Source organism: Cohnella cellulosilytica, assembly GCF_042431195.1.
Lineage (GTDB): Bacteria > Bacillota > Bacilli > Paenibacillales > Paenibacillaceae > Cohnella > Cohnella cellulosilytica.
In genome coordinates this window covers 1-22,304 of record NZ_JBHMDN010000027.1, presented here as the reverse complement: position 1 = coordinate 22,304, position 22,304 = coordinate 1, and the positions used below count along the sequence as shown (strand labels likewise).

Here is a 22,304-nt window from a genome sequence, read left to right as displayed (position 1 = left end):
GTTGCAGTCTTAACCTCTATGTCAAATCTATTCCAGGGGGTCGCCCCGATATCGGGCCTTCCGCCTACTTGTACCTGTCCGCGTCGCCCTGCGCCTGCTTCCAGGCCGCGGCATCCCACTCCAGAACCTCCTGCAGGCCGAGCCCTTCGGCTTTGCTGGCCATCTCGCCCACGAATTTCTCGAAATCCTCGTCGTTCTTCGCGAATACGGCAAGCCAGGAATTCGTCTTCACGATGTCGGCGATGCGAGACACCTTCGCGTTGATCTCCTCGGGCATCGTCGGGACGAGCTTCATGGCCAAGGTGGACAGCGTGTACATGTTTTTGGCTTTCAGCATCTCCGTCTGCGTCTTGAAGCCGGTCGTGCTCTGCCAATCCTGAGTTAATTTCGAAGGATTGCGGCTGATCGTCGTCGGCCATAACGTATAGTTCAGCGGAGCGTTCGTCTCCGGGTTAACGACGGCTCCCGACAGGCCCTGCGCGTTCACCGCGTTCACGGCGCTGCTCAGCGTGCCGCCTCCCGGCAGCTCCTTGCCGTTCTCGATCCTATCCCAGCCCTGGTCCGTAATGTAGGGCTCGCCCTGCTCGTTCATGTCCCAGACGACGCCCTTGGGCCCGTTCATGAGCAGCTGCAAGCCATCCGTAGAGTACATGAAATCGATATACTTGAGCGCCGCGTCCAAATGCTTGGTCGAAGCGCTGATCGCGAACGCCCAGGTGTTGCCGATCGGATTGTCTCCGAACCAGGTTCCCTTGTACGAATCGAACGGCACGAATTCGAAGCCGGTTGGCGGGTCTGCGTCGACAAGCTCTTTTTTGTTGTTATTGTACCATGGCCATACCGAGAACAACACCCGGCCCTGGTTCATTTTCTCGACTGCCGTGTCCCAGCGCTGGGTCAACGAATCCGGGTCGATCAAGCCCATCTGATTCGCTTCATAATAAAATCGCAAAGACCGGATGTATTGGCTGTCCCGATCCAGAACGCTCTTCGTTTCCCCCGAAGCGACATCCACCTGCATGAAAGGAAGAGAAGCGTCCAGCTGATCTCCCGTATCTATGCCCATGAAGTTCGAAGGCTGCGCGGCAAGCATCATCTGAATGTAATCCCAATCCTGCCACAGCGTGAACGCGTACACCTTTTGCCCATCCTTGTTCTTCGGCTCCAGATCCTGCATCTGCTTCAGCACCGGCAAATAATCCTCCAGGTCCTTGATCTGCGGCAAGCCCAGCTTCTTATAGAGGTCCCAACGGATAAACGGTCCATAGTTGATGGTGGCGCCCACCTCGCTCGGGCCGACTTGATTCGGAATCGCAAAGGCTTTGCCCGACCCGTTGCTCGCCGCGTCCCGATAGTACTGCAGGGCCGTCGGCGCGTTCTTCGCGACGTTCGGCAGCTTGTCGATATGATCGTCCAGATTGATCAGCATGCCGGCACGGACCGCATCTTCAACCTGTCTCTTCGTCTTGAACACGACGATATCCGGCAATTCTCCGCCCGCCATAAGCGCTTGCAGCTTCTGCTCGCCGTGGTCTCCGGCCGGCAGCAGCTCCAGGTTCACGCCGGCCTTGTCCCGCAAAATATCGGCATACCATCCTTGCTGCAGACCGGAAGTGTTCGACGGCATGGAGAACACCTGCAAGGTTACGGCCTCCGCCGGTTTCGAAGCTTCCGCGCCCTTCGACGCTTCCGCGGAACCGTTACCGCTGCCGGAATCGCTGCCTGATTTGTCGCTGCAGCCGCCCAGAATCGCGGTCAGAGCGACCGCCAGAAGCAATATCGCAGCAGGGGACTTTCTCATCTTTTTGTGCATCGACCTGTCTCCTTTTTACTTGCTCGAATGAATTTATGGCATAAAAGAACTTCCGGCTGCGCGCGCTGCATCCGGTTATCCTTTTACTGCGCCCAGCAATAACCCCTTCACGAAATAACGTTGAAGGAACGGGTACACGAACAGAATCGGCAGTACGACGACGATCGAGATCGTCATGCGAACGGAAGTGGCGGTCAGCAGCCGGGACGGATCCATGAGCTGGCCTTGCGGGGAGCTTCTAAGCGAAGCCGCCACCGCGTTCACTTCGTTCAAATATTGATAGAGCAAAAACTGGAGCGTATACAGCTTGGAATCCCGAATCAGAAACAAGGTGTCCATAAAGCTGTTCCATTGGCCCACGCTGGTGAACACGATAATCGTGGCCAGGATCGGCGCAGACAGCGGAAAGACGATCCGGAAAAAGCGCATGCCGTATCCGGCGCCGTCGATCTGCGCGGATTCTTCCAGCGAGGCCGGGATTTGCTCCACGTAGGTTTTGAACAGCACCACGAAAAACGGAGCGACGATCGAAGGCAATACGTACGCCCAGAAATTGTTGACCATGCCCAGGCTTTTCATCGTGACGAACCAGGGGATGATTCCGGCGTTGAAATACATCGTCACGATGACGAACCGGTACCACAGCTTGCGCCGCCAATATTCGGGCCTGCTGAACGCATAGCCGAGAAACGAGGTTCCGACGAGCGTAAGCGCCGTTCCGATTACGGTTCTGGCCACGGAGACCAGGGCGGCGTTCCCTAGCCCGCGCACTCTGAAAACCTCGGCGTAGTTCGTAAAATGAATGCCTCTCGGCAGCAGTAAAATCTGCCCCGACGACGATAGAGAATTGTCGCTGATCGTGTTGATGAATATATAGTAAAAAGGAAAAATGCACGCTAGCGTAAATATTGCAAACACTCCGTAGTTGATCAGATGGAATGCGACGGAGCCGATCGTTTGCCGGTTCTCAATCACTGACGTTTACCTCCAACCGCTATATGATGGATTCCTTGCGCACAACCTTGGACAGCGCATTCGCAAAAAACAGCAGCGCCACGCTGACCAGGGACTTGAGCATGCTGACGACCGTGGCGTACGAAACGCTCTGTCCGACCATCCCCTGGTTGTACACGTACAGATCGAGAACTTCGATCCTGTCTTTGTTGAGCGGATTCTGGAAAATAAAATACTGCTCCATTCCGCTGTTGATGAAATTGGCGATCGATAGCAGCAGCAGAACAAAGAAGGTCGGCATAATGCCGGGAATCGTAACGTGCCGCATTTTCTGAAATCGCCCCGCTCCGTCCACCGTAGCCGCTTCGTACTGCTCGTGATCGATCGAGGCGATCGCGGCCAGAAAAATAATCGCCCCCCACCCCAGTCCCTTCCATAATGAGTAGCCGAGCATCGTCAGCCAGACGTGATCGGAGGAAGCGAGGAAATTGATTTCCGTCTCGATCCAGTCGAGCTTGACGAGCAAGCGGTTCAAAAATCCGTCGCCTACCGAGAAGATGGACCAGGCTACCGCGTAGACGAGAATCCAGCTAATAAAATTCGGCAAGGTCGTCAACGTCTGCACGAGCTTGCGAAAGGCTCCCGAGCGGATCTCCAGCAAGAAGATGGCGAACAGCGCCGGCAGAGGCGAAGTCGCGATGCCAAGAAAGCTCATCGCAAACGTATTTCGAAGCACCCTCACAATCTCGTCCGCCATCGCAGGATTCTCTATCAGCTCCGCAAAATGCCGCAAACCTACAAATTCGGTATCGGTCAGCTTCATCCCGGCATGATAATCGTAGAAGGCGTAGATCCATCCGTATAACGGAAGATACGAAAATAAAAACACAACCAGCAGCAGCGGCAACGAGAGTCCAAACAGGCGCACCCCCGCCGCTTTTAATCCCGATCCTTCCCTCAATTCTTCCCACTCCTCTTCTGCAAAGCCGTTCGGAAACGTTGCGCCGGCTTCGATTGCTAACGCTTCCATCCTTGGCTACGCTTTATTGTAATGGGCGCGAGGAAGGCTGAAAATAATAAAAACTTCGGCTTTTTGCACTAATTATTGCTTATCTTCCGGGCACAAAAAAAACGACACCTGCGCCGAGAAAAACGGAACAGTTGTCGTCTTATTTATTTCTTAAATTTATCGGGATTCCCCAGCCGAGCCGTATAATCTGCCGACGATCGGGGCCAGCTTGGCCAGATCGCGCCCCAGCTCGCTCCATTGGCGCGGGGACAGGGACACGCGTCTGGGGTTGTCGCCTGCCTCGTCGAGATCCAGCTCGATAAAAATGCCGCTGGCCCCTGCCGCGATCGCCGCCTTGCCGAGCGGGTCGACCATCTCTCGCCTTCCCGGCGCATGCGAAGGGTCCGCGAATACGGGAAGATGGCTGAGCCGCTGAAGCGCCGGAACGGCGGCAATGTCGAGCGTGTTGCGCGTATAGGACTCGAAGGTGCGAATGCCCCGTTCCAGCAGGATCACGTTGGGATTGCCCCGGCTTAAGATAAAATCGGCCGCGCCGAGCAAATCCCGATAGGTCGCGCTTAAGCCCCGTCTCAGCAAAATGCATTTTCCCGTCTTGGCCAGATGACTCAGCAGGTCGCGATTCTGCATGTTCCGCACGCCGACGGCCAAAATATCGGCGTATTCCGCGCATACTTCCGCATGCTGCGAGGACGGAACGGGCGTCAGAGCCAGCATGCCGCAGCTATGGGCAACGTCCTGCAGCATCTTCAGCCCTTCGACGTCCATGCCCTCCTCGACGCCCAGAACGAACTCGCCGCGCAGGATGTCGGCTCCCGACCGCTTCAGCAAACGGGCCGTTTGTGCGAATTCCTCCCGGGGCACGCTGTCGCTGGGTCCGCCGATTACGGAGATCGACTTCCCGCCGATGACCGTGTCCCGGATCCGAATGACGGTGTCCGCGGCCTGGCAGCTTCGGCTGCTCGGTCCGCCGTAATCGCCGGTGTCCTTCAGCCCGCTCATGATCCCGTACCCGCCGAGGCCTCTTTTTCAAACAACGTTTCCGCCAGCTCCAGCGACTTCATCATCCCCATCGCCGAATAATCGAGCCACGGCTGCTGTTCGATCATATGGACGTTGCCGTTCTTGACGGCGGTCATGCTTTTCCAAATCTCGCTGCCTTGAAGCTCCTTGTACAGCTGCTGCGCGTCGTCGGACGACGATACCTCCAGCAAAATATGATCCGCGTCGTACTCGGGCAGCAATTCCCGCGAGATGGACTGCGGCCCTTCCGGCAGCTTCTCCAGCCCCGGGACCGGGTTAAGCCCCAAATCCTGATACAGCAGAGAGCCGTAGCTGCGGTCCATTCCGTACAAGCGCAGCTCCTTCGGCATTACCCGCAGCACCATTACCGTACCCTCGCCGACCGTCTGCCGAACTTTATCCTTGATCGCCGCCAATTTCTCGTCGTATTCGGCCAGAAACGCTTCCGCTTGTTCGGAACGCCCGGTCTCCTCCCCGAGCTTGACCAGTTGATCGCGCCAGGTCAGCTCGCCGAAAGCGGGCAGCGAGTAGAGCGGAGCGATTTTCTCGATGGCCTCCCGGTTGTCCTTTAACAGCTCGTCCTGACCGATAATCAGATCCGGAGCCGCAGCGACGATCGCCTCCAGATTCGGCTCCTGCGAGTTCCCCAGGTTTACCGTTCCCGTCAGCATATCCGCCACATGGGGCAGAAAATTTTTGCCGCCTTGCGTAACGGCTCCGTAAGGCTTGATTCCCAGAGCCAGCAGGTTGCTCGTGTGCGGCATCGACAGCGAGACGATGCGTTTCTCTTGGGCGCCGGTTTGCGCGCCGGCAGACTCGGCGGCCCCCTGCGAGCCTTCCGCGGCGGGCTGCTGCCCGCTGCCGCCGCATGCGGCCGTAAACGCAAGCAGCAGTAAAACAAGGAGAGAATAACCCTTCTTCATTCCGATGTGCCTCCATACCGTATAGTCAATAATGAGAATCATTATCGTTATTGATTATACGGCTCGTCCGGTCTCGGCTCCATGGCAAATCTTACGATTTGACCTTTGGATTTTTTTATGCCAATGCCGTATTCGAGAGCAGGGCGACCGCGCCGTTCAATTGGCGGCTGATGGAGTAAGGCGAATAGGGAATCCACGCCTGCCAATCCAGCGAATAGACCCGCCGGCTTCTGACGGCCGGATGCCGCTGCCAGCTCTCGCCGGCCCGCAGCCGATCGAAGTTGGCGGCCGCGCCTTCCTTGGGCTCTACGAGCACAAATAAATAGTCGGCTTCGTAACGGTCGAATTGTTCGGGCGGAATCGCCATCCAGTTAAACACCGTGCCCGCGCGATGCTTGTTCATCTCCGCGCGGACGATGTCCGGCGGCGCAAGCTGCAGCGAGCGGTAAAAGACGTGTCCGATATTGCGTTCCCCGTACAGCCTGATCTGCTTGTCGGTAATGACGCAGATGGCTGCGGAGCTGCCTCCGATTGTCCGGGCGACCTGGCGCCGGCCCTTCTCCGCCCGGCTCTCGTAGCGCTCGATCCATTCCCGCGCGTCTTGCTCCTTGCCGGTCAGATTCGCGATTTCCCTCATGTGGTCAAAGCAGTCGAGCCGCAGCCACGGGACGGTTACGACCGGCGCGATGTCGCCCATATACATTCTGGTCTCGGCGAGGATATGCTCCTTGCAGAGGAGAACGTCCGGCTTGAGGGCCAACAGCTCCCGCCTTCGCAGCTCCCAGCTGGCCAGACCGTCCTTCCGGGCGGCGATCCATTTGCGCTCGGAGACCAGCTCCTCCGGCGCCTCCTCCCGGTACGGCTGCACGCCCAGCGCAAGCAGATGATCGGTATAGGGAGAGGACAACGATACGATGCGGCTCGGCCGATGGTCTCTCAAATAAGACGTCGGAGGAATGCCGAAGCCGCTCTTAAATCTGCGGCTGAAATAAAACTCGTCGCTGAAGCCGCTGAGCCGGGCGATGTCCTTCATCTTGTCGTGAGCGGAGAGCATCAGCTCCTTCGCGCGATTGAGGCGCAGACGATTCAAATAATCGATCGGGCTTATGCCCAGCCGGCGCTTGAACTGCGCCGAGTAATAGGTGGGATGCGAGCCGGCGACGTCCGCCAGCGTTTGCAGCGTAAGGCTGCCCGCGTAATGGCGCTGCATATGCCGGATCGTCCTCCGAATCGGATCGTGCGCGTCGTGCGGAACGGGTCCCGCCTGCAGCAGCATATCGAACAGCTCCCGCAGATCGGACTGGTACAGCGAAGGATCGCCGTCTTCCTCCGCATGCGGGCCCATCGCCTCCAGCCGGCGCAGCAGATCGGCCATTGCGGCCGGGTCGGCGATATGAAGCTTCCCTTCCAGCGGGAAGGAAGCTTCCCGTTCCAGCAGAAGCTCCCTCTCGCCGCCTCGGCTCATGCGGTAAAGGTCGAAGGAAAGCCGGTAAACCGTCAGTGGATGGTCGCGTTCGCCGGTAATGCGGGTAATGGTCCCCGCAGGAATGACGAACACCTTGTTCCGGCCGAGCTGCGACGGACGATTGTTGATGTAAATCTGTCCCCGGCCTTTAAGCGCCAGCAAAATGCCGTGACCCTTCTGCTCGACCGCCTCCTGCTCCCGATCCGGATCGATCGTCACCTGCGCGCACTGTCTGATCGTCGCCAAAGTCCGATGGAAAAACGGATGACGCTTGTCCTCCGGATTCATTTTCCTCTCCCCCTGTCTCTTCGCGTCCTGAATTCGGGATCAACCCGAGCTGCGTTGGGCTCTGTGCAGCATCCGCCGGATTTCCCGGTCCTCGTCGTCAAGCAGCGGACACGTGTAGCAATACACGCCGCTCTCCGTTCGGTAATACCTGCAGCACGCCGGTTTGAGCTGCACCTGCAGCCCGGGGTTCTCGATATGCGGAACCATCCGCGCGCGGTGATCGAACGGGTTGGACGACAGGTGGAAGACCGAGGGCGGCACCTCCTGCCTCAGAAAATAGAAGTCCTGCTCCAGGCGCTTGCGATATTCCGATTTGTTCATCGTTTTGCTTAACGTGCGCAGCCGGTACAGAAACAAGGTCGGCAGCTGGCCCCACAGCTCCTCGACGCGCATATGGCTGAGAGCGGACAAGCTGCGGATAATCGGCCAAGCCACCTCGCCGTACAGAAAGCTCTGCGTCTGCAGCAGCCAACGATTGCGCTTCTCTTCGTCGAGCGGCCCCGTCTCCTCCCGCCATACCTGGGGCTGAAAGACGACACGCGCCTGATCGGTCAAGTAGACTTTCAGATTGGCAAGAGAGAAATCGACAATCGTATTGTGCACGGAAATAAAATATTGCTGGGCCAGCAGCACGCCGGCGAGGCGGCGAATAAAATAGGCGGCAGCGGCGGCGCAGTCCAGCGCGCCGATCTGCAGCGCGTACACGGCCAGAAACGTCTGCATGTCGTTCGCGTTCAGCAGCTCCGCGACCGAAGCCGAATAAACGCTGTCTTTCGGCTCCACCATCATCAAATGAAAGCTTTTCTCCATCCAGTTAAAGTCCAGCTTGGCCAATGCGCGCCCTCCTCGCGTGTTAACGGGATTTCCAGGCCAAAATCGATAAGCGCTCGTATACGATAACAAAAAGCTCCACATTCGTTATTGTAAATGATAATCATTATCAACGTCAACAAACAGAAACCCCGGGGGAAACTTCCGCCGCGAAGCGTCGTTCCCATCCGGGGTTTCTTCTCTCTCGTTCCCGCTCGCGCTATCGGTTCAACGCCTTGTCGATCACGTCGATTCCGTAGAGCAAATTAACCGGCGACATGACGGCCATGGAGAAGTTGGCGAAAAACACTTGATCGTTCTTCACCGCTTTCAGGCCGTTCCAGACTTTGTCGCCCTTCATCTCTTCAAGCTCCTGGGCGACCGAGCCGTTCGTCTCGAAAATAAAAATATAATCCGGGTCCAGGTCCACCAGGCCCTCCATGGAGATCGTCTCGACCGCCTCGTTGCGGAGGGCCGGCGTCAGGCCGAGTCCTTCGTAATACGCCTTCAGCGCCGTATAGGACTGCATCGTGAAGCCGCCGCGGGCTTTGGAGTACAGGAAGAAGGCGACCGTCTTCCCTTCGTGGGCGGCAAACTCGGCTTTCTTCTCGGCCATCGTCCGCTCGGTGTCCGCGATGACCTGCTCGGCTTTCTCCTCCTGCGCGATGACCTTGGCCAGCTCCCGGACTCCCCATTTCCAGTCCGTCTCGGTGTTGCCCATTTTGACCGGATCGTAGAAGAGCACCGGAGCGATGGCTTCGAGCTGCTCGTACGCCTTGTCGGCGTCGGAGGTGCTGGACAGAATCAGATCGGGCTCCAGCGACGCCGTTTTCTCCAGGTTGATCGCGTCCCACTCGCCCAGGTTCTCAATGGACTTGCCCTGCAGACGGGACTTCATCGATTCCATGATGGAAATGTAGGAGTCGTACATGTTGGCCGCCATCGGGTAATAATCGAGCGAGACAAGATGGCTGAAAATGACGTAGTCGGTGACGGCGATCCGCTGCGGCTCGGTCTTCAGCTCGACGCTTTTGTTTTTGTAATCGGTAATGGTGCGCGGGTACGGGCCGCTCTCCGCAGGCTGGGAGGCCGGGGCCGATTCGGCGGCAGGCGCGGATTCGGACGCGGGAGCGGCGTCGTTCGCCTTCTCCCCGCAGGCGGCGGCAAGCGCGGTCAGCAGCAAAAGGACAAGGATGACGGATAAACGGTTAGCGGTTCTCATGATTGTACGGGCTCCTTGAATGGTTTAGTTGGTTCGAATGGTTTAGTTGGTTCGTGCTCGTTCCAGGCGCGGGTCTCGGCCCGCAGCCGTTCGTTCCAGAAACGGCGGTAAAGCTCGCAGCGGTCGATCAGCTCTTCGTGTGTGCCCTGATCGGCCACACGTCCTTGGTCCATCACAAAAATGCAGTCGGCGTTGCGGATCGTATGCAGCCGGTGGGCGATCATTACGACCGTCTTGCCCTGCGCAAGCTCCTGCAGAGCCCGGGTCACCAGCAGCTCGTTATCCGGGTCCATGCTGGCCGTCGCCTCGTCCAGCAGCAGAATCGGGGCGTCCTTCAGCAGCGCGCGGGCGATGGAGATCCGCTGCCGCTCTCCGCCGGACAGCTTCCCGCCCCCCTCTCCGGCCACGGTGTCGTATCCGTCCGGGAGCTCGCGGATAAAGTCGTCGCAGCAGGCCGCCCGGGCCGCAGCGTACACCTGCTCGTCGGTCGCTTCGGGACGTCCGAAGCGGATATTGTTCATCAGCGTGTCGTTGAACAGGTAGACGTCCTGGAATACCATGGACAGCCGCGACATCAGCGTATCCGAGCGCATCCGCCGCACGTCCGCGCCGCCGACCGCGACGCTGCCTTGACCGACGTCCCAGAAGCGGGCGATCAGATTAAGCAGCGTTGTTTTGCCGCTTCCCGACGGCCCGACCAGCGCCGTCACCCGGCCCTCGGGAATGCGCAGCGTAACGTCCTGCAGAATGGGCCGGTCCCCGTAGGAGAAGCTCACCCGCTCCAGCGCGATTCCCCCGTCCAGGGGCAGCAGCTCCTCCTCCGGCGCGGGCTCGCGAAGCGGCTCCGCGCCGAAAATCTCCCGCAGGTTCCGCAGCGCGCGCTGCAGCAAACGTCTGAATCCGGCCAGCTCCAGCAGCGGCAGCGGCTCGTACAGCCCCAGCGTCAGCAGCAGCGCGAGCGACAGCGTAAGCGGCTCGATCGCTCCTTGCGCGTACAAGCCCGCGCCGGCCGCCAGCACCGCGGCGAAGCCCAGCTCGAACACGGCGCCGTCCAGGGCGATATAACCGGCCAGCTTCCGGTTGTAGGCGATGCTGCGGTCGCGGTACGCCGCCATCGCCTCCATGAACGGACGAAGCTGGGCGCTCTTCAGGCCGAACGCCCGGATCAGCGGCACGCCGCGGATATATTCGGTGATTCGGCGGTTCGCCTCCTTGCGCGGCTCGTCCTGGCTGGCCAGCAGCGCCGCGAACTTGCGGTCGGCCGCCGCGGTCACGGCCAGCGACAGCGGCACTCCGGCGAGGCCGACGCAGGCCAGCCGCCAGTCCAGCGCAAGCAGCAGCCCCGCTGTGAGCAGCGCGGCCAGCAGGCCGCGGACGGACGAAGTCGCGATCGTATGAAACAGCGCGCCGTTGTGCGCGTCCATGCGCATCCGGCTCTCCACGGTCGAAGCCGGATACTTGTCGTAAAAGCCGAGCGGCAGCCGGCGCAGATGAACGCCGAGGCGCGTGCGCAGCCGGACGCGAATATCGCCCTCGAGTCTCAGCGAGTGACGATGGCCGAGATAAAACAGCAGGCCCTGCCCGGCGAACGCGGCAAGCAGCAGCCCGATCCCCGTCCAGGCGAGCGCGAATCGCTCCGCCCACAGGCCGTAGAAGGCCAGCGCCGCGGACAAGGGAGCAGCGGCGATAAACGGGCTTTCCAGCGCGGCACAGCGCAGGCTGCCGAGAAATTGCGGGAAGGCGCCGCCGGCCAGCCGCCTGATCGCCTGCCACAGCGCGCGCGGATTTCTTCCGGGCGCGAGCTCGCCGGGATCGAACGCGTCGTCGTCGGACGGCTCCTCTGCGTTCGGCCGCCGGGTAGGCGCTTGAGCCGCCGCGGGCTGCGCGGTCCGCTCCCCGCGCCCGGAGCCGATCGCCGGGCTCGTGTTATACGCCTGCCACATGCCCCGGTACAGCTCGCAGCCTTCCAGCAGCTCGGCGTGCGTGCCGGTCGCGCGCACCGCGCCCTCCGACATGACGATAATCTGGTCGGCATGCACGATGCTCGTCAGACGGTGCGCGATCATGAGCATCGTCTTGCCCCCGACGCTCTTGCCGCTCTTGCCGCCCTTGCCGTTTTTGCCGCGCATGAGCGCGGACAAGGCGTCGCGCAGCCGGCCTTCGTTCTCCGGATCGACGAAGGCGGTCGCCTCGTCCAGGATGACGATGGGCGCGTCCTTGACGATCGCGCGGGCAATCGCGATCATCTGCCGCTGCCCGCCGCTCAGCGTCCCTCCCTGCCCGCCGACGACAGTATCGTATCCGTCGGGCAGCCGCGTGATAAAGTCGTGGCAGCCGGCCAGCTTCGCCGCCTCGATCGCCTCCGCGTCGGTCGCGTCCGCGCGGCCCTTGCGGATGTTTTCCAGAATCGATTCCTCGAACAGAAATTCGTCCTGCAGCACGAAGGACAGCCGGCCCATCCGCTCCTCGGAGGCCATCTCCCGCACGTCCGCACCGCCGATGGACACCGTGCCCTCGTCCGCGTCCCAGAAACGGGCGATCAGCTTGGCCACCGTCGTTTTGCCCGCGCCGGACGGTCCGACCAGGGCGGTCAGCTTGCCTTCCGGCACGCGCAGGGACACGTCGCGGAGCGTCCGCCTGTCCCCGTAGCCGAACGAAACGCCGTCCAGTCGGATTTCGGACCCTGCGGGCCGCTTCGGCTCCCGCGGCTCGGGCAGCTCATCCTCGTCCAGCAGCTCTCCGACCTCGCGGACGGCGGCGGCGATCCGGAAGCTCACCATCCCTCCGGTGCCCATCAGCTTAAGCAGCGGCTTGCCGATTCCCATCGTCGCGAGCAGGAAAAAGACAAGCGTCTCCAGCGGCAGCTCGCCGCGGGCGTACAGCACCGTGCCGAGCGGCAGCACGAGAAGCATCGGGGCACGCGACAGCGCGACCGTGACCGACTTGAGCGGCAGGCTTCGCAGATGCAGCCCCGTCGTCATACGCTCGCTCTCCCGCACCGCTTCGGCGAATTGCCCGTACGCCTCTTCGGAGCGAGCAAACGCCTTGATCACCTTCATGCCGTGCACGTAGCGGAGCAGCGCCGACGAGAGACGCGTCTGCGCTTCTCCGTACCGGCGGCGATAGCCGTTCACCTTGCGCTGCACCGTCCGGTACAGGAAGAACAGCAGCGGAGCCGCGGCCGCAGCGGCCAGAGCGAGCCGCCAATCGATCGCGAACATTGCGGCATAGGCGACCAGCGGCACGGCGACCGATGCGGCGATATCGGGAATCAGATGCGCGACCCCCTCCTCGATGCGTTCGACCTGCTCGTGCATCGTATGCTTGAGCTGTCCGGTATCCCGCTTCTGGAAATAACCGAGCGGCAGCCGGGCGAGCTTGCGGGCCAGCTCCAGCCGAAGATCGTACAGCAGCTCGTAGGCGGTCCGATGCGCCAGGTTGTGCGAGCCGATCATCGTCCACGTCTTGAGCAGAATGGCGGCGACGGCCGCTCCGCCCAGCAAGGCGATCGTGGACGCTCCGCCCGCGTCGGGCTGCTCCAGCATCAGGCGAATGGACGCGTACACGAGCAGAAACGGCGCCAGCCCGAACGCCGCCGACAGGATGGCGAGCGCGGCCGAGCCGGCGATCAGCAGCCGTCTGTCCCGCAGAAACAGCGAGAGCCGCTTTACAGCATAAAGCCCGCCGCTGTAAGGACCAGTCGGCGGGCCGGATCGTTTGTCGCGAATATGCGCCACCTCCAAAGAAAATGAGTTTCATTCTCAGTAGAAGTGTAGCAGAGAACGTTAACGAAAGGAGTACACGATTATTCAAGAAAAGATGGATGATTGTCTACGCCGGCATTCGGCTGGGTCAGCATGCGGGCTTCCCGCGGGGACAGGCCCGTATGCCGTCTGAAGACGCGGCTGAAATATTGCGGATCGTCGTATCCGACCATGGCGGCAATCTCTCCGATCGGCGTGCGGCTCATCGCCAGAATTTCCCTGGCGCGGCCGATGCGATACTGGATGACGTAGTCGATCGGACGGATGCCGATATTTTTGTGAAACAGGTAGGAAAACTGCCTGACGCTCATTCCTTGCAGGCGCGCGAGCTCCTCGAGCGTCAGCGGCTCCGCGTAGTGGACGTGAATGTAGCCGACGGCGCGCTCGACCGCTTCCAGCTGGCCCGGACCGAAGCGCACGGACTGGCAGGCCGCGAACGTCTCGCCGAGCACGGACAGGAACAGCTCCTTCTTGCGGAAGCTCGTCAGCTTGCCCGGCATTACCGCCGTATGGTGCAATCTCTCCAGCAGCTCGAGCAGGCGCGGCTGCGGACCGGGGCGCAGCGTGAAATGGCCGGGCGTTCCGTCCGCCGCCGCGTTGCCCTCCTCGCAAAACCGGTAATGAACGACGTAATATTCGAAGCTCTCCGCGCCGACCGGAACAAGGGTCATTCGCTGCCCTTCGGAGCCGTGGCACAGCGCCCCCGGCTCCAGACGGTAGTCTCCGTCCCGGAACGACATTCGGGCCTCTCCCCGGACGACGAACAGAAATCCGCTCTTCGGCAGCCGATAACGTTCCAGCCGCTGGCCCGGCAGGATGGACAGGCGCATGACGTCCTCCACCACGAAAGCCGTCTTGTTGAACAAGTCGGCCAACGCGTCGACCGCGACGTCCGCCGTCCCGCCGCCGTCGTCCGCGCCGGCGGCCGCCTTCGGCTCGAGCCGCGACAGCCGGAACGTCAGGCCGAGAATGCGCCGCTGCAGCTCGCCGAGCTTCGAGGCGGAGGCCGGCACCGATTGCCGGGAGAGCAGGCACAGCTTGCGAAGCTGCTCGAACAGCTCCTCGTCCGCTCCCGGCTCCAATTCGAAGGAGCGCGGCATGTGGCGCAGGCCCGCAAGAGCCTCCTCCCCCTGGCCGGGCAAATATTGAATCAGCAGCCCTTCGAATTCCTCCTCCCCCACCTCGATTTCCAGCTTTTTTCCGTAGGCGCAATGCACCATTTTTCCGGGCTTCATCCCGTAAAAGGCGCCGTCGATCCGTATGCCCGCCCGGCCGCGCAGCGCGAAGAGCAGCCCGCAATGCCGCGTCGGCCGCTCCTTGTGCTCCTTCGTCACCGCGCCCGCCTGCAGCACCAGCAGGTGCACTCCGTATATCGTCATCGGAACCCGCATGAATTCTTCCGCGATTCCGTTCACATCTGCTCCCAATTTCCGTCCCTCTCTCCCTGGACCGCCGGATTTCGGCTTCCCGATTCCGCGCCTCCGGCTTGACGTCCATGGGAATTATTTTAATGATAATCATTCTCAACGTCAACCGCGAACCGGCGAGTCTGGCTCCGCCGACCCCTTCGCCTAAGCAATAAGGCCCACTTTTCGACGGGGCTCCCCGACGCCAAGAAGAGCGAATAGAAAAAAACGTTGTTCCATGAAGGATTTTAGCAGATTCTGACGAATCAATTACGATATAGGTACATAGACGCATTATCGATATCAAGGCGCCGACGTTCCGCCCCTTCCATTTCCTCGGCACGGATTTCCGTGCCGGCACGGGCAGTTCCCTCATCCGGAAGACATCGAGCGGATTGCGGATTCCGCTTGCGCCATTCGGCTCGAGCGCCGTTCGAACAAGACTGCACCTGGGGATGCCGTCCGGGCTTTTGAGTAGAAAAATTAGAATTTTGGGGGAAACAAGGCAAGATGGAATACACAACTGTACATTCGCGCAAAGCGACGCTGTCGCTTAAAATTACGGAATTCGAGGTTCCGCCCATGCAGGATCTGCTCATTATCGGCAAGAAGGCGCCGATCGGGCCGGAAGCCGTGAGAAGAATGGCCGAAGCGCTGTCTCCGGAGCAGTTCACCCTGCTGAAGATTGAGCATCCCAAGATCGAGGCGGTGCTCGTGCGCAGCTCGATTCTGCAAATGCTGGACCAGACCATTTTGATGAAAATCGTGATGGAAGAGGTAGAGCGCATGATCATCGATACGATGGTTCTGCGCTCCGAGCTGAAGGTCGCGTTATCCGTTCAGAGAGAGGTGGAATTGGGGTGAAGGTCGGGGAATCCATGATCCGTTCCGTGCGTACCCTCTCTTCCGACAAGAGCGTATCCTATGCTTCGGAACGCATGAACGAATGGAACGTGAACTCGGTAGTCGTCGTCGATTACGGAACGATTGTCGGGCTCGTTACGACCCCCCATATCCGCTCCTCCCATCCGAACCGGATCGTGGCGGACGCCATGACGGCGCCTCCCTCCGAGGTGTTTCCCGACACGCTCGTCTGGGATGCGCTGAAGATCATGGACAAACAAGGCTCCGACCATCTGCTCGTCATGGACGAAGGAACGCTTGTCGGGCTTCTCACCCGGGAGATCGTGCTGCTGAAGCTGTCGGAGCTGCGGGACCCGCTGTGCGGCCTGTACCGTTCGCCTTACATTCACGCCGTCGGGGAGTCGATGCTGAAGAAGCGCCAGCCGTTCCATCTGCTGTTCGTCGATCTGAACCGCTTCGGAGAAATCAACAAGCGCTACGGCCATCCGTTCGGCGACGACGTCATCCGCGAATACGCGAACCGGATTTCCTCGCTCGCGGTTAAAGAACGCGATTATCTATGCCGCTACGCCGGAGACGAATTCGTGCTGATCACTTTGGGAGACGAGGCCGGCGTGGCTTCGTTCACCGATTTTTTGGCGCGGCCGGTCGTGCTCGACAACGTTGCGGTATCCGCGTCCGTAGGCTCCATCGCCGTTCAGAGCGAATCCGCGTTCTCGCAGATGTTCCGCGACATTTTAAGCGAAGCCAGCCTGCTGTCCACGTCCTCCAAGCCCGTGCCCCGCTGACGGCCCAAGGGAACGGCCTCCGTGCGCTTTGCCGGGGCGGCTCATTGAAAAGCCTCCGCGATATAGCGGTAGGAGCGAACCCGCTTCTCGAAATCGTGAATGTGCGAGACGATCATCAGCTCGTCCAGATGCATCCGGTCCGCGTAGCGCTTCAGCGCCTCCTTCACTTGTCCCGGCGTGCCGATAAACCGGCGCGTCCGCATCTGTTCGAGCACCTGCTGCTCCGCGGCCGAGTAAGGATACTCCGACGCGGTTTTCACCGAAGGCATGAAGCGAAGCTCCTGTCCGGTAAGCAGCTTGAGGAAGAACAGCTCGTTGCTGCGCGCCAGCTGCCTCGCCTCCTCCTCCGTGTCGGCGCACACCGCCATGACGGCGGCGAGCGCTTTGGGCCGCTCGCAGTAGGACGAAGGCTGAAAATAAGAGTTGTAATGCTGCAGCGGCTCGTCGCCGGCCGCGCCGAAAAACTGCGCGAACGCATACGGGGCGCCAAGCTGCGCCGCAATCTTGGCCGTGCCGTCGCTGGAGCCGAGCAGCCACAGCTCGGGCATGCCCTCCGTCTCGGGGAAGGCCCGCAGCCCGGAAAACCGGTGGTTGGCCGCGTTGTCGTCCCGCAGGTAGTGATACAGATCGACGACCTGCTGAGGATACGGATCGACGTCGTAGCGCTTATGCTCCTGCAGCGCGCGGGTCGAGAGCGGACTTCCTCCCGGCGCGCGGCCCAGGCCCATGTCGATGCGGCCGGGATGGAGAGCTTCCAGCAGCTTGAAGTTCTCGGCGACTTTGTAAGCGCTGTAATGCGGCAGCATAATGCCGCCCGAGCCGACGCGAATCGACTTGGTGTGCGCGGCGATGTGGGCGATCAGAATTTCCGGGCTGGAGGAGGCCAGCGCGGCGCTTCCGTGATGCTCCGACACCCAGAACCGATAATACCCGAGCTTCTCCGTCTCCCGGGCCAGCGCCGTCGTCTCGTCCAGCGCGTCTCTTGCGGACCTGCCTTCGTTGATGTGAGAGTGTTCCAGTACGCTTAGTTTCATGATGTCTCGAAGCCTCCATGCTTCTTGTTCGTGCATCCATGCACAAAAGGAGCCGCCCCATAAGTATGCGGAGTCGCACTTCACGATAATCGACGGGCGACGGAACATCCGTCTCTGTCTCCAGCGGCCGGATGCCCGCTTCTCCTCATCGATAATCCTGTACTCCCCTACTTACGGAACAGCCCCCTCTCTCTCAACCGTTAGCGCTTGTTGAAAATATCGGTCAGAACGGGAACGATCTGCGACTTGCGGGAGACGACTCCCTTCAAGAGCGCGCGGTTGTTCTCGATCTTCACGCTGTAGGCTTCTTCGACCGCGTCCGCCGCTTTGCCGAGGGCAAGACCGACGGAATCGTTGTTCAGAATGTCGGTCACGACGAACAGGAACAGGTCGAGGCCCTTCTCGTTAATGATGCCGGTCAGCGCGTCTTCCAGCTCGGCTTGCTTGGACAGCACGTCGTTGACGTCGACCGCGTTCACTTGGGCGATCTCGACTTTCGCCTGGCCCATGCTGAACTCCTTGGCGTCCAGCGAGATCAGCTGCGCGATGGTCTTGTCGCTCAGATCGGCTCCGGCTTTCAGCATATCGAGGCCGTAGCTGTCAGCGTCCACGCCGGCGATCGCAGCCAATTCCTTGGCGGCGGCAACGTCCTGCGCGGTGCAGGTCGGAGATTTGAACAGCAAGGAATCCGAGATGATGGCCGACAGCATCAGGCCGGCAACGTTGGCGGGAACGGACTTGCCGTTCTCCTTGTACAGCTTGAGCAGAATCGTCGCGGTGCAGCCGACCGGCTCAGCGCGATAGTACAGCGGCGCGCTCGTCTCGAAGTTGGCGATCCGGTGATGGTCGACGACCTCGAGCACCGTCACTTGATCGATGTCGGAGACGCTTTGCTGGCGTTCGTTATGATCAACGAGAATGACGCCTTTGGCTTCGCCCGCGACCGTCTCGACCAGGCGCGGAGCCGCGAAGCCGAACTTGTCCAGCGCGAATTGGGTTTCGCCGCCGACGGCGCCGAGGCGGACCGCTTCGACTTCTTCCCCGAGCTGAGTTTTCAAATCCGCGTAAGCAATGGCAGAACAAATCGTATCCGTATCCGGATTTTTGTGACCGAAAATCAATACTTTGCTCATTTTCTTGCTCCTCATCTATGATATTGGCGAGAAAAGTATACCGCAAAAGCGCCGTCGGAAGCAAGACAAAGCACGCTCTATTCCGATAGATTTACCTCGCCATTGCTCCGAAATAAAACCGCAAGATTACGCAACTCGCCGTCTTCCGATTTGTGGTACAACTATAGAAGCTGAATTCAAACCGAAGGAGACTCGCCATGAACCGAACGATTCGCATTCCCGTTCCCGCCGAATTCGACTTTTCCGTTAATCTCGATTACTTGTCGCGCTCGCCCGACGAGAGCCTGTACCGCATTCGCGACGGCCGGCTGTTCAAGACGATCCCCTGCGGGTCGCGCTCGCCCTTCTTCGAGGTCGCGGCGGAGCCGGGCAGCCTGCTCGTGCTTCCGCTGGACGACGAGCCGTGGAGCCCCGAGACCGAGCGGGAGGTCGTCGCCTACACGCGGGACTGGTTCGATCTCGACAACGATTTGTCTCCTTTTTACGAGCTGGCCGGCCGCGATCCGCTTCTGCGCGACGTCGTTTCCCGGCTGTACGGTCTGCGCAACATGGGCATTCCCGACCTGTTCGAGGCGCTGTGCTGGGGCATTATCGGCCAGCAGATCAACCTGGCGTTCGCTTATACGCTCAAGCGCCGGTTCGTCGAGGCGTTCGGGCGGCAGGTCCGGCGCGGAGACGTCGACTGCTGGCTGTTTCCGGAGCCGCGCGACATTGCCGGGCTGGACGTCGGCGATATCGCCGCGCTGAAGATGACGACGAAGAAGGCCGAGTATTTGATCGGCGTCGCCCGCCTGATCGCGGACGGGGAGCTCGGCAGAGCCGTACTGCTGGAAGGCGATATCCGCTCCGCGGAAAAAAGGCTCGTCTCGATCCGCGGCATCGGTCCCTGGACGGCCAACTACGTGCTGATGAGGTGTCTGCGCTATCCGTCCGCCTTTCCGATCGACGACGTCGGCCTGCACAACGCAATCAAAGCGGTACTGCGGATGGAGCAAAAGCCGACCGCGGCCCGGATCAAGGAGCTGGCGGTCGGCTGGCGAGGCTGGGAAGCCTATGCGACGTTTTATTTATGGCGCGTGCTTTATTAACGCCTTGCCGTGCGGGACGTTCTGCGGCAGGGCAGGCGATCCCCGCTCTGGCGGGCGTTCTGCGGCAAGAGGTTCCCCGGATCGGCCACTCTCCGGCATGGCAGAGCGTTCTTCGGCGGGATGCCGTCGCCCGGCCCGGTCGGACTTACAGCTCCGGCAAATAACGGCCGTAGCCTTCCTCCTCCATCCGCTCCTTCGGAATAAACCGCAGGGAAGCGGAATTGATGCAGTAGCGCAGCCCGCCCGGCATCGGTCCGTCGTCGAACACGTGGCCGAGATGGGAGTCGGCCTCCCGGCTTCTCACTTCGACCCGGTACATGCCGTGGGTGAGATCCTGACGCTCCTGAATGTTGCCGCCGTGCAGCGGCTTCGAGAAGCTCGGCCAGCCGCAGCCCGCGTCGAACTGATCGCGGGAGCTGAACAGCGGCTCGCCGGAGACGATATCGACGTAGATGCCCTGCTCCGTATTGTTGTAGAATTCGTTGCGGAACGGAGGCTCGGTCGCGCTGTTCTGCGTCACCTCGAACTGCATCGGCGTAAGCCGCTGACGCAGCTCCTTCTGCAGCTCCTCCTTGTCCTTCGCCGTATTCCAGTGCTGCCCGATGAACGAGTCGCGGCCCGAGCCGTGGCGATAATACTTGTATCTGAGCGGATTTTTGCGGTGATAGTCCTGATGGTACTCCTCCGCCGCATAGAACTCGGCAGCCGGCTCGATCGCGACCGCGATCGGCTTGTCGAACCGCCCGCTCCGCTGCAGCTCCTCCTTGGACGCTTCGGCCTCGTGGCGCTGCTGCTCGTCGTGATAAAAAATAACGGGGCGATAAGACGATCCCCGATCGTGGAACTGCCCTTCCGCATCGGTCGGATCGACCGAGCGCCAATAAATGTCGAGCAGCTTGCTGTACGGGAATACTCCCGGATCGTACGTAATCTGCACCGCTTCCGCATGCCCGGTCGTCTCCGAGCACACTTCCTCGTAGGTCGGATTGACGGTATGCCCTCCGGTATAGCCGGATACGATGCCGTGAATGCCCGGCAGCTCCTCGAACGGCGTCACCATGCACCAGAAGCATCCGCCGGCGAATGTCGCTTTTTGCAGCGACGGTTGCGCGCTATTTTCCATGTCGAAGCTCCTTCCGTATTCCATTGTCGCTTGCGTTCTGTTTCTATTGTAATCAATATCGGGTCCCGATTCCAATCCCCCGATCAGGGCTCGGTTCCATTTCCGTGATTGTAGCTCGATTCCGTTCCCACGATCGTAGCTTGATCCCATTCCCCGATCGTAGCTCGATTCCGTTCCCCGATCGTGGCTCGATTCCATTCCCGTGATCGTAGCCCGATCCCATTCCCCGATCGTAGCTTGATCCCATTCCCGACCGTAGCTCGACTCCATTCCCGACCGTAGCTCAATTCCGTTCCCCAACCGTAGCTCGATTCCATTCCCGCGAATTTCGTACCCTCTCGCCCGCCGGACCGATTTCGGATATGATGGGTTTATAGGGAAAAAAAGGCTCCCCTAACGAGGAGGAATGACGGTTGGGCATGAACACAATGGAATGGCGATGCAAGGATGAGACCCGCATGCACGCTTGCGCGTGGAATCCGGATTCCGCCGGCGGGAAGCCGCGGGCGGTCGTCGGCCTCGTCCACGGCATGGGCGAGCATTCCGGGCGTTACGCCCACCTGGCGGAGATGCTGAACGCCGAAGGCTACGCCGTGCTGGCTTTCGATCAGAGAGGCCACGGCAAGACGGAAGGCAAGCGCGGGCATGTGCCGGTTTACGAATCGCTGCTGGAGGGCGTCGATCTGCTGCTGGACGAAGCGCGGCGAAAATATCCCGGCTTGCCGGTATTTCTGTACGGCCACAGCATGGGCGGCAACGTAACGCTGAACTATTTGCTGCGGAGGCAGCCCGCCATTCGCGGAGCGATCGTGACGGGACCATGGCTGAAGCTGGCCTTCAAGCCTCCTTCGCTGCAAGCGATCGTCGGCAAAATCGTTGAGCAGGTCTACCCGGCCTATACGAACAATCGTCCGATGGTCGCGGAGAACCTGACGACCGATCCGGCGATGATCGAGCGGTACGTGAACGATCCGCTCGGACACGGGCAGATTACGGCGCGGTTTTTCTTCGGCGTGCAGAAGGCCGGGCTGTGGGCGCTCAACCATGCGTACATGCTGCAGGTGCCGCTGCTGCTCATGCACGGAGGCGACGACAAGGTCACCTCGATTCACGCGAGCAAGGAATTTGCTGGCAAAGCCGGGGAACGCGTCGATTGGCGGGAATGGCCGGACTTCAAGCACGAGCTGCACAACGAAACGCGGCGGGAGGAAGTATTCGCCGTCGTGCGCGACTGGCTCGCGAAACGGTTGAACGAATAATGGTAAGGGGCTGTTCCGTACGCAGGCCGAGCCCCCAGGCTCCAAAATCGGTCGAAACCGCCCAGTAGCGGTCGGTCAGACCTCTAATTGCGGACAGCTGCACGAATTGGCCACCGCAACGGTCTGTCAGACCGCTAATTGCGGCCAGTTGCCCGAAAGGGCTTGCGTAACGGCCTGTCAGACCGCTAAATGCGGCCAACTGCCCGAATGGGCTTGCTTAAACATTCCTGTAGAGTCTAAGATTTACGCTTGGACAAAGCAAAAAGCACCTCGTATGATGGGGGTTGAACGGATCAATGTCCTAAACCCATCAGGAGGCG

17 protein-coding genes are annotated in these 22,304 nt (G+C 60.5%); 4 read left to right on the top strand and 13 right to left on the bottom strand.

The window, feature by feature from the left end:
* Positions 1-64: 64 nt before the first annotated feature.
* From ACFFT4_RS19420 to ACFFT4_RS19375, 10 genes are all read right to left on the bottom strand, one after another.
* On the bottom strand, positions 65-1,813 hold the full coding sequence (locus ACFFT4_RS19420; RefSeq protein WP_378050472.1) for an extracellular solute-binding protein: 1,749 nt from the start codon (positions 1,811-1,813) through the stop codon (positions 65-67).
* Between the two features lie 75 nt (positions 1,814-1,888).
* A complete protein-coding gene (locus ACFFT4_RS19415) occupies positions 1,889-2,788 on the bottom strand; it encodes a carbohydrate ABC transporter permease (protein ID WP_378050471.1) in 900 nt (299 codons plus the stop codon).
* A 19-nt stretch (positions 2,789-2,807) separates the two neighbouring features.
* Positions 2,808-3,797 carry an ABC transporter permease gene (locus tag ACFFT4_RS19410; protein WP_378050470.1) on the bottom strand — a complete coding sequence of 330 codons (990 nt, stop codon included), beginning with the start codon at positions 3,795-3,797 and terminating at the stop codon, positions 2,808-2,810.
* Positions 3,798-3,953: 156 nt separating this feature from the next.
* Positions 3,954-4,796, bottom strand: coding sequence for a 3-deoxy-7-phosphoheptulonate synthase (locus ACFFT4_RS19405; protein ID WP_378050469.1), 843 nt, complete (start codon positions 4,794-4,796; stop codon positions 3,954-3,956).
* A complete protein-coding gene (locus ACFFT4_RS19400; protein ID WP_378050468.1) occupies positions 4,793-5,740 on the bottom strand; it encodes an ABC transporter substrate-binding protein in 948 nt (315 codons plus the stop codon). Before ACFFT4_RS19400 ends, ACFFT4_RS19405 begins: the two co-directional genes overlap by 4 nt.
* Positions 5,741-5,855: 115 nt before the next feature.
* Entirely contained in the window at positions 5,856-7,493 is a 1,638-nt protein-coding gene (locus ACFFT4_RS19395) for a helix-turn-helix domain-containing protein (RefSeq protein WP_378050467.1), read from the bottom strand.
* A 39-nt stretch (positions 7,494-7,532) separates the two neighbouring features.
* A complete protein-coding gene (locus ACFFT4_RS19390; protein ID WP_378050466.1) occupies positions 7,533-8,327 on the bottom strand; it encodes a hypothetical protein in 795 nt (264 codons plus the stop codon).
* A gap of 196 nt (positions 8,328-8,523) precedes the next feature.
* On the bottom strand, positions 8,524-9,525 hold the full coding sequence (locus ACFFT4_RS19385) for an iron-siderophore ABC transporter substrate-binding protein (RefSeq protein WP_378050465.1): 1,002 nt from the start codon (positions 9,523-9,525) through the stop codon (positions 8,524-8,526).
* Positions 9,522-13,262, bottom strand: a complete 3,741-nt coding sequence (locus ACFFT4_RS19380) for an ABC transporter ATP-binding protein (RefSeq protein ID WP_378050512.1) — start codon at positions 13,260-13,262, stop codon at positions 9,522-9,524. Before ACFFT4_RS19380 ends, ACFFT4_RS19385 begins: the two co-directional genes overlap by 4 nt.
* A gap of 68 nt (positions 13,263-13,330) precedes the next feature.
* Positions 13,331-14,716: a helix-turn-helix domain-containing protein gene (locus ACFFT4_RS19375; RefSeq protein WP_378050464.1), complete on the bottom strand. Its 1,386-nt coding sequence runs from the start codon at positions 14,714-14,716 to the stop codon at positions 13,331-13,333.
* A 489-nt stretch (positions 14,717-15,205) separates the two neighbouring features.
* On the opposite strand from ACFFT4_RS19375, the gene ACFFT4_RS19370 reads away from it, so the two are divergent.
* Positions 15,206-15,559, top strand: a complete 354-nt coding sequence (locus tag ACFFT4_RS19370; protein WP_378050463.1) for a hypothetical protein — start codon at positions 15,206-15,208, stop codon at positions 15,557-15,559.
* On the top strand, positions 15,556-16,347 hold the full coding sequence (locus ACFFT4_RS19365; RefSeq protein ID WP_378050462.1) for a GGDEF domain-containing protein: 792 nt from the start codon (positions 15,556-15,558) through the stop codon (positions 16,345-16,347). The genes ACFFT4_RS19370 and ACFFT4_RS19365 overlap by 4 nt, the downstream gene beginning before the upstream one ends.
* Positions 16,348-16,388: 41 nt before the next feature.
* Here ACFFT4_RS19365 and ACFFT4_RS19360 read toward each other — a convergent pair whose 3' ends face one another.
* The gene (locus ACFFT4_RS19360; RefSeq protein WP_378050511.1) at positions 16,389-17,384 is read right to left on the bottom strand and encodes an LLM class flavin-dependent oxidoreductase; all 996 of its coding nucleotides are present in this window, start codon (positions 17,382-17,384) and stop codon (positions 16,389-16,391) included.
* Between the two features lie 197 nt (positions 17,385-17,581).
* Positions 17,582-18,514, bottom strand: coding sequence for a manganese-dependent inorganic pyrophosphatase (locus tag ACFFT4_RS19355; RefSeq protein WP_378050461.1), 933 nt, complete (start codon positions 18,512-18,514; stop codon positions 17,582-17,584).
* Positions 18,515-18,711: 197 nt separating this feature from the next.
* On the opposite strand from ACFFT4_RS19355, the gene ACFFT4_RS19350 reads away from it, so the two are divergent.
* Entirely contained in the window at positions 18,712-19,602 is an 891-nt protein-coding gene (locus ACFFT4_RS19350) for a DNA-3-methyladenine glycosylase 2 (protein ID WP_378050460.1), read from the top strand.
* A gap of 145 nt (positions 19,603-19,747) precedes the next feature.
* Here ACFFT4_RS19350 and msrA read toward each other — a convergent pair whose 3' ends face one another.
* A complete protein-coding gene (gene msrA, locus ACFFT4_RS19345) occupies positions 19,748-20,725 on the bottom strand; it encodes a peptide-methionine (S)-S-oxide reductase MsrA (protein ID WP_378050459.1) in 978 nt (325 codons plus the stop codon).
* A gap of 419 nt (positions 20,726-21,144) precedes the next feature.
* On the opposite strand from msrA, the gene ACFFT4_RS19340 reads away from it, so the two are divergent.
* A complete protein-coding gene (locus ACFFT4_RS19340) occupies positions 21,145-21,984 on the top strand; it encodes an alpha/beta hydrolase (RefSeq protein WP_378050510.1) in 840 nt (279 codons plus the stop codon).
* Positions 21,985-22,304 lie beyond the last annotated feature (320 nt).

Excerpts from the sequence above, each read along its gene's own strand:
- ACFFT4_RS19405 (WP_378050469.1), bottom strand. The coding sequence starts at position 4,796 with ATGAGCGGGCTGAAGGACACCGGCGATTACGGCGGACCGAGCAGCCGA.
- ACFFT4_RS19350 (WP_378050460.1), top strand. The coding sequence starts at position 18,712 with ATGAACCGAACGATTCGCATTCCCGTTCCCGCCGAATTCGACTTTTCC.
- msrA (WP_378050459.1), bottom strand. The coding sequence starts at position 20,725 with ATGGAAAATAGCGCGCAACCGTCGCTGCAAAAAGCGACATTCGCCGGC.
- ACFFT4_RS19385 (WP_378050465.1), bottom strand. The coding sequence starts at position 9,525 with ATGAGAACCGCTAACCGTTTATCCGTCATCCTTGTCCTTTTGCTGCTG.
- ACFFT4_RS19370 (WP_378050463.1), top strand. The coding sequence starts at position 15,206 with ATGGAATACACAACTGTACATTCGCGCAAAGCGACGCTGTCGCTTAAA.
- ACFFT4_RS19420 (WP_378050472.1), bottom strand. The coding sequence starts at position 1,813 with ATGCACAAAAAGATGAGAAAGTCCCCTGCTGCGATATTGCTTCTGGCG.
- ACFFT4_RS19355 (WP_378050461.1), bottom strand. The coding sequence starts at position 18,514 with ATGAGCAAAGTATTGATTTTCGGTCACAAAAATCCGGATACGGATACG.
- ACFFT4_RS19400 (WP_378050468.1), bottom strand. The coding sequence starts at position 5,740 with ATGAAGAAGGGTTATTCTCTCCTTGTTTTACTGCTGCTTGCGTTTACG.
- ACFFT4_RS19410 (WP_378050470.1), bottom strand. The coding sequence starts at position 3,797 with ATGGAAGCGTTAGCAATCGAAGCCGGCGCAACGTTTCCGAACGGCTTT.
- ACFFT4_RS19395 (WP_378050467.1), bottom strand. The coding sequence starts at position 7,493 with ATGAATCCGGAGGACAAGCGTCATCCGTTTTTCCATCGGACTTTGGCG.
- ACFFT4_RS19340 (WP_378050510.1), top strand. The coding sequence starts at position 21,145 with ATGAACACAATGGAATGGCGATGCAAGGATGAGACCCGCATGCACGCT.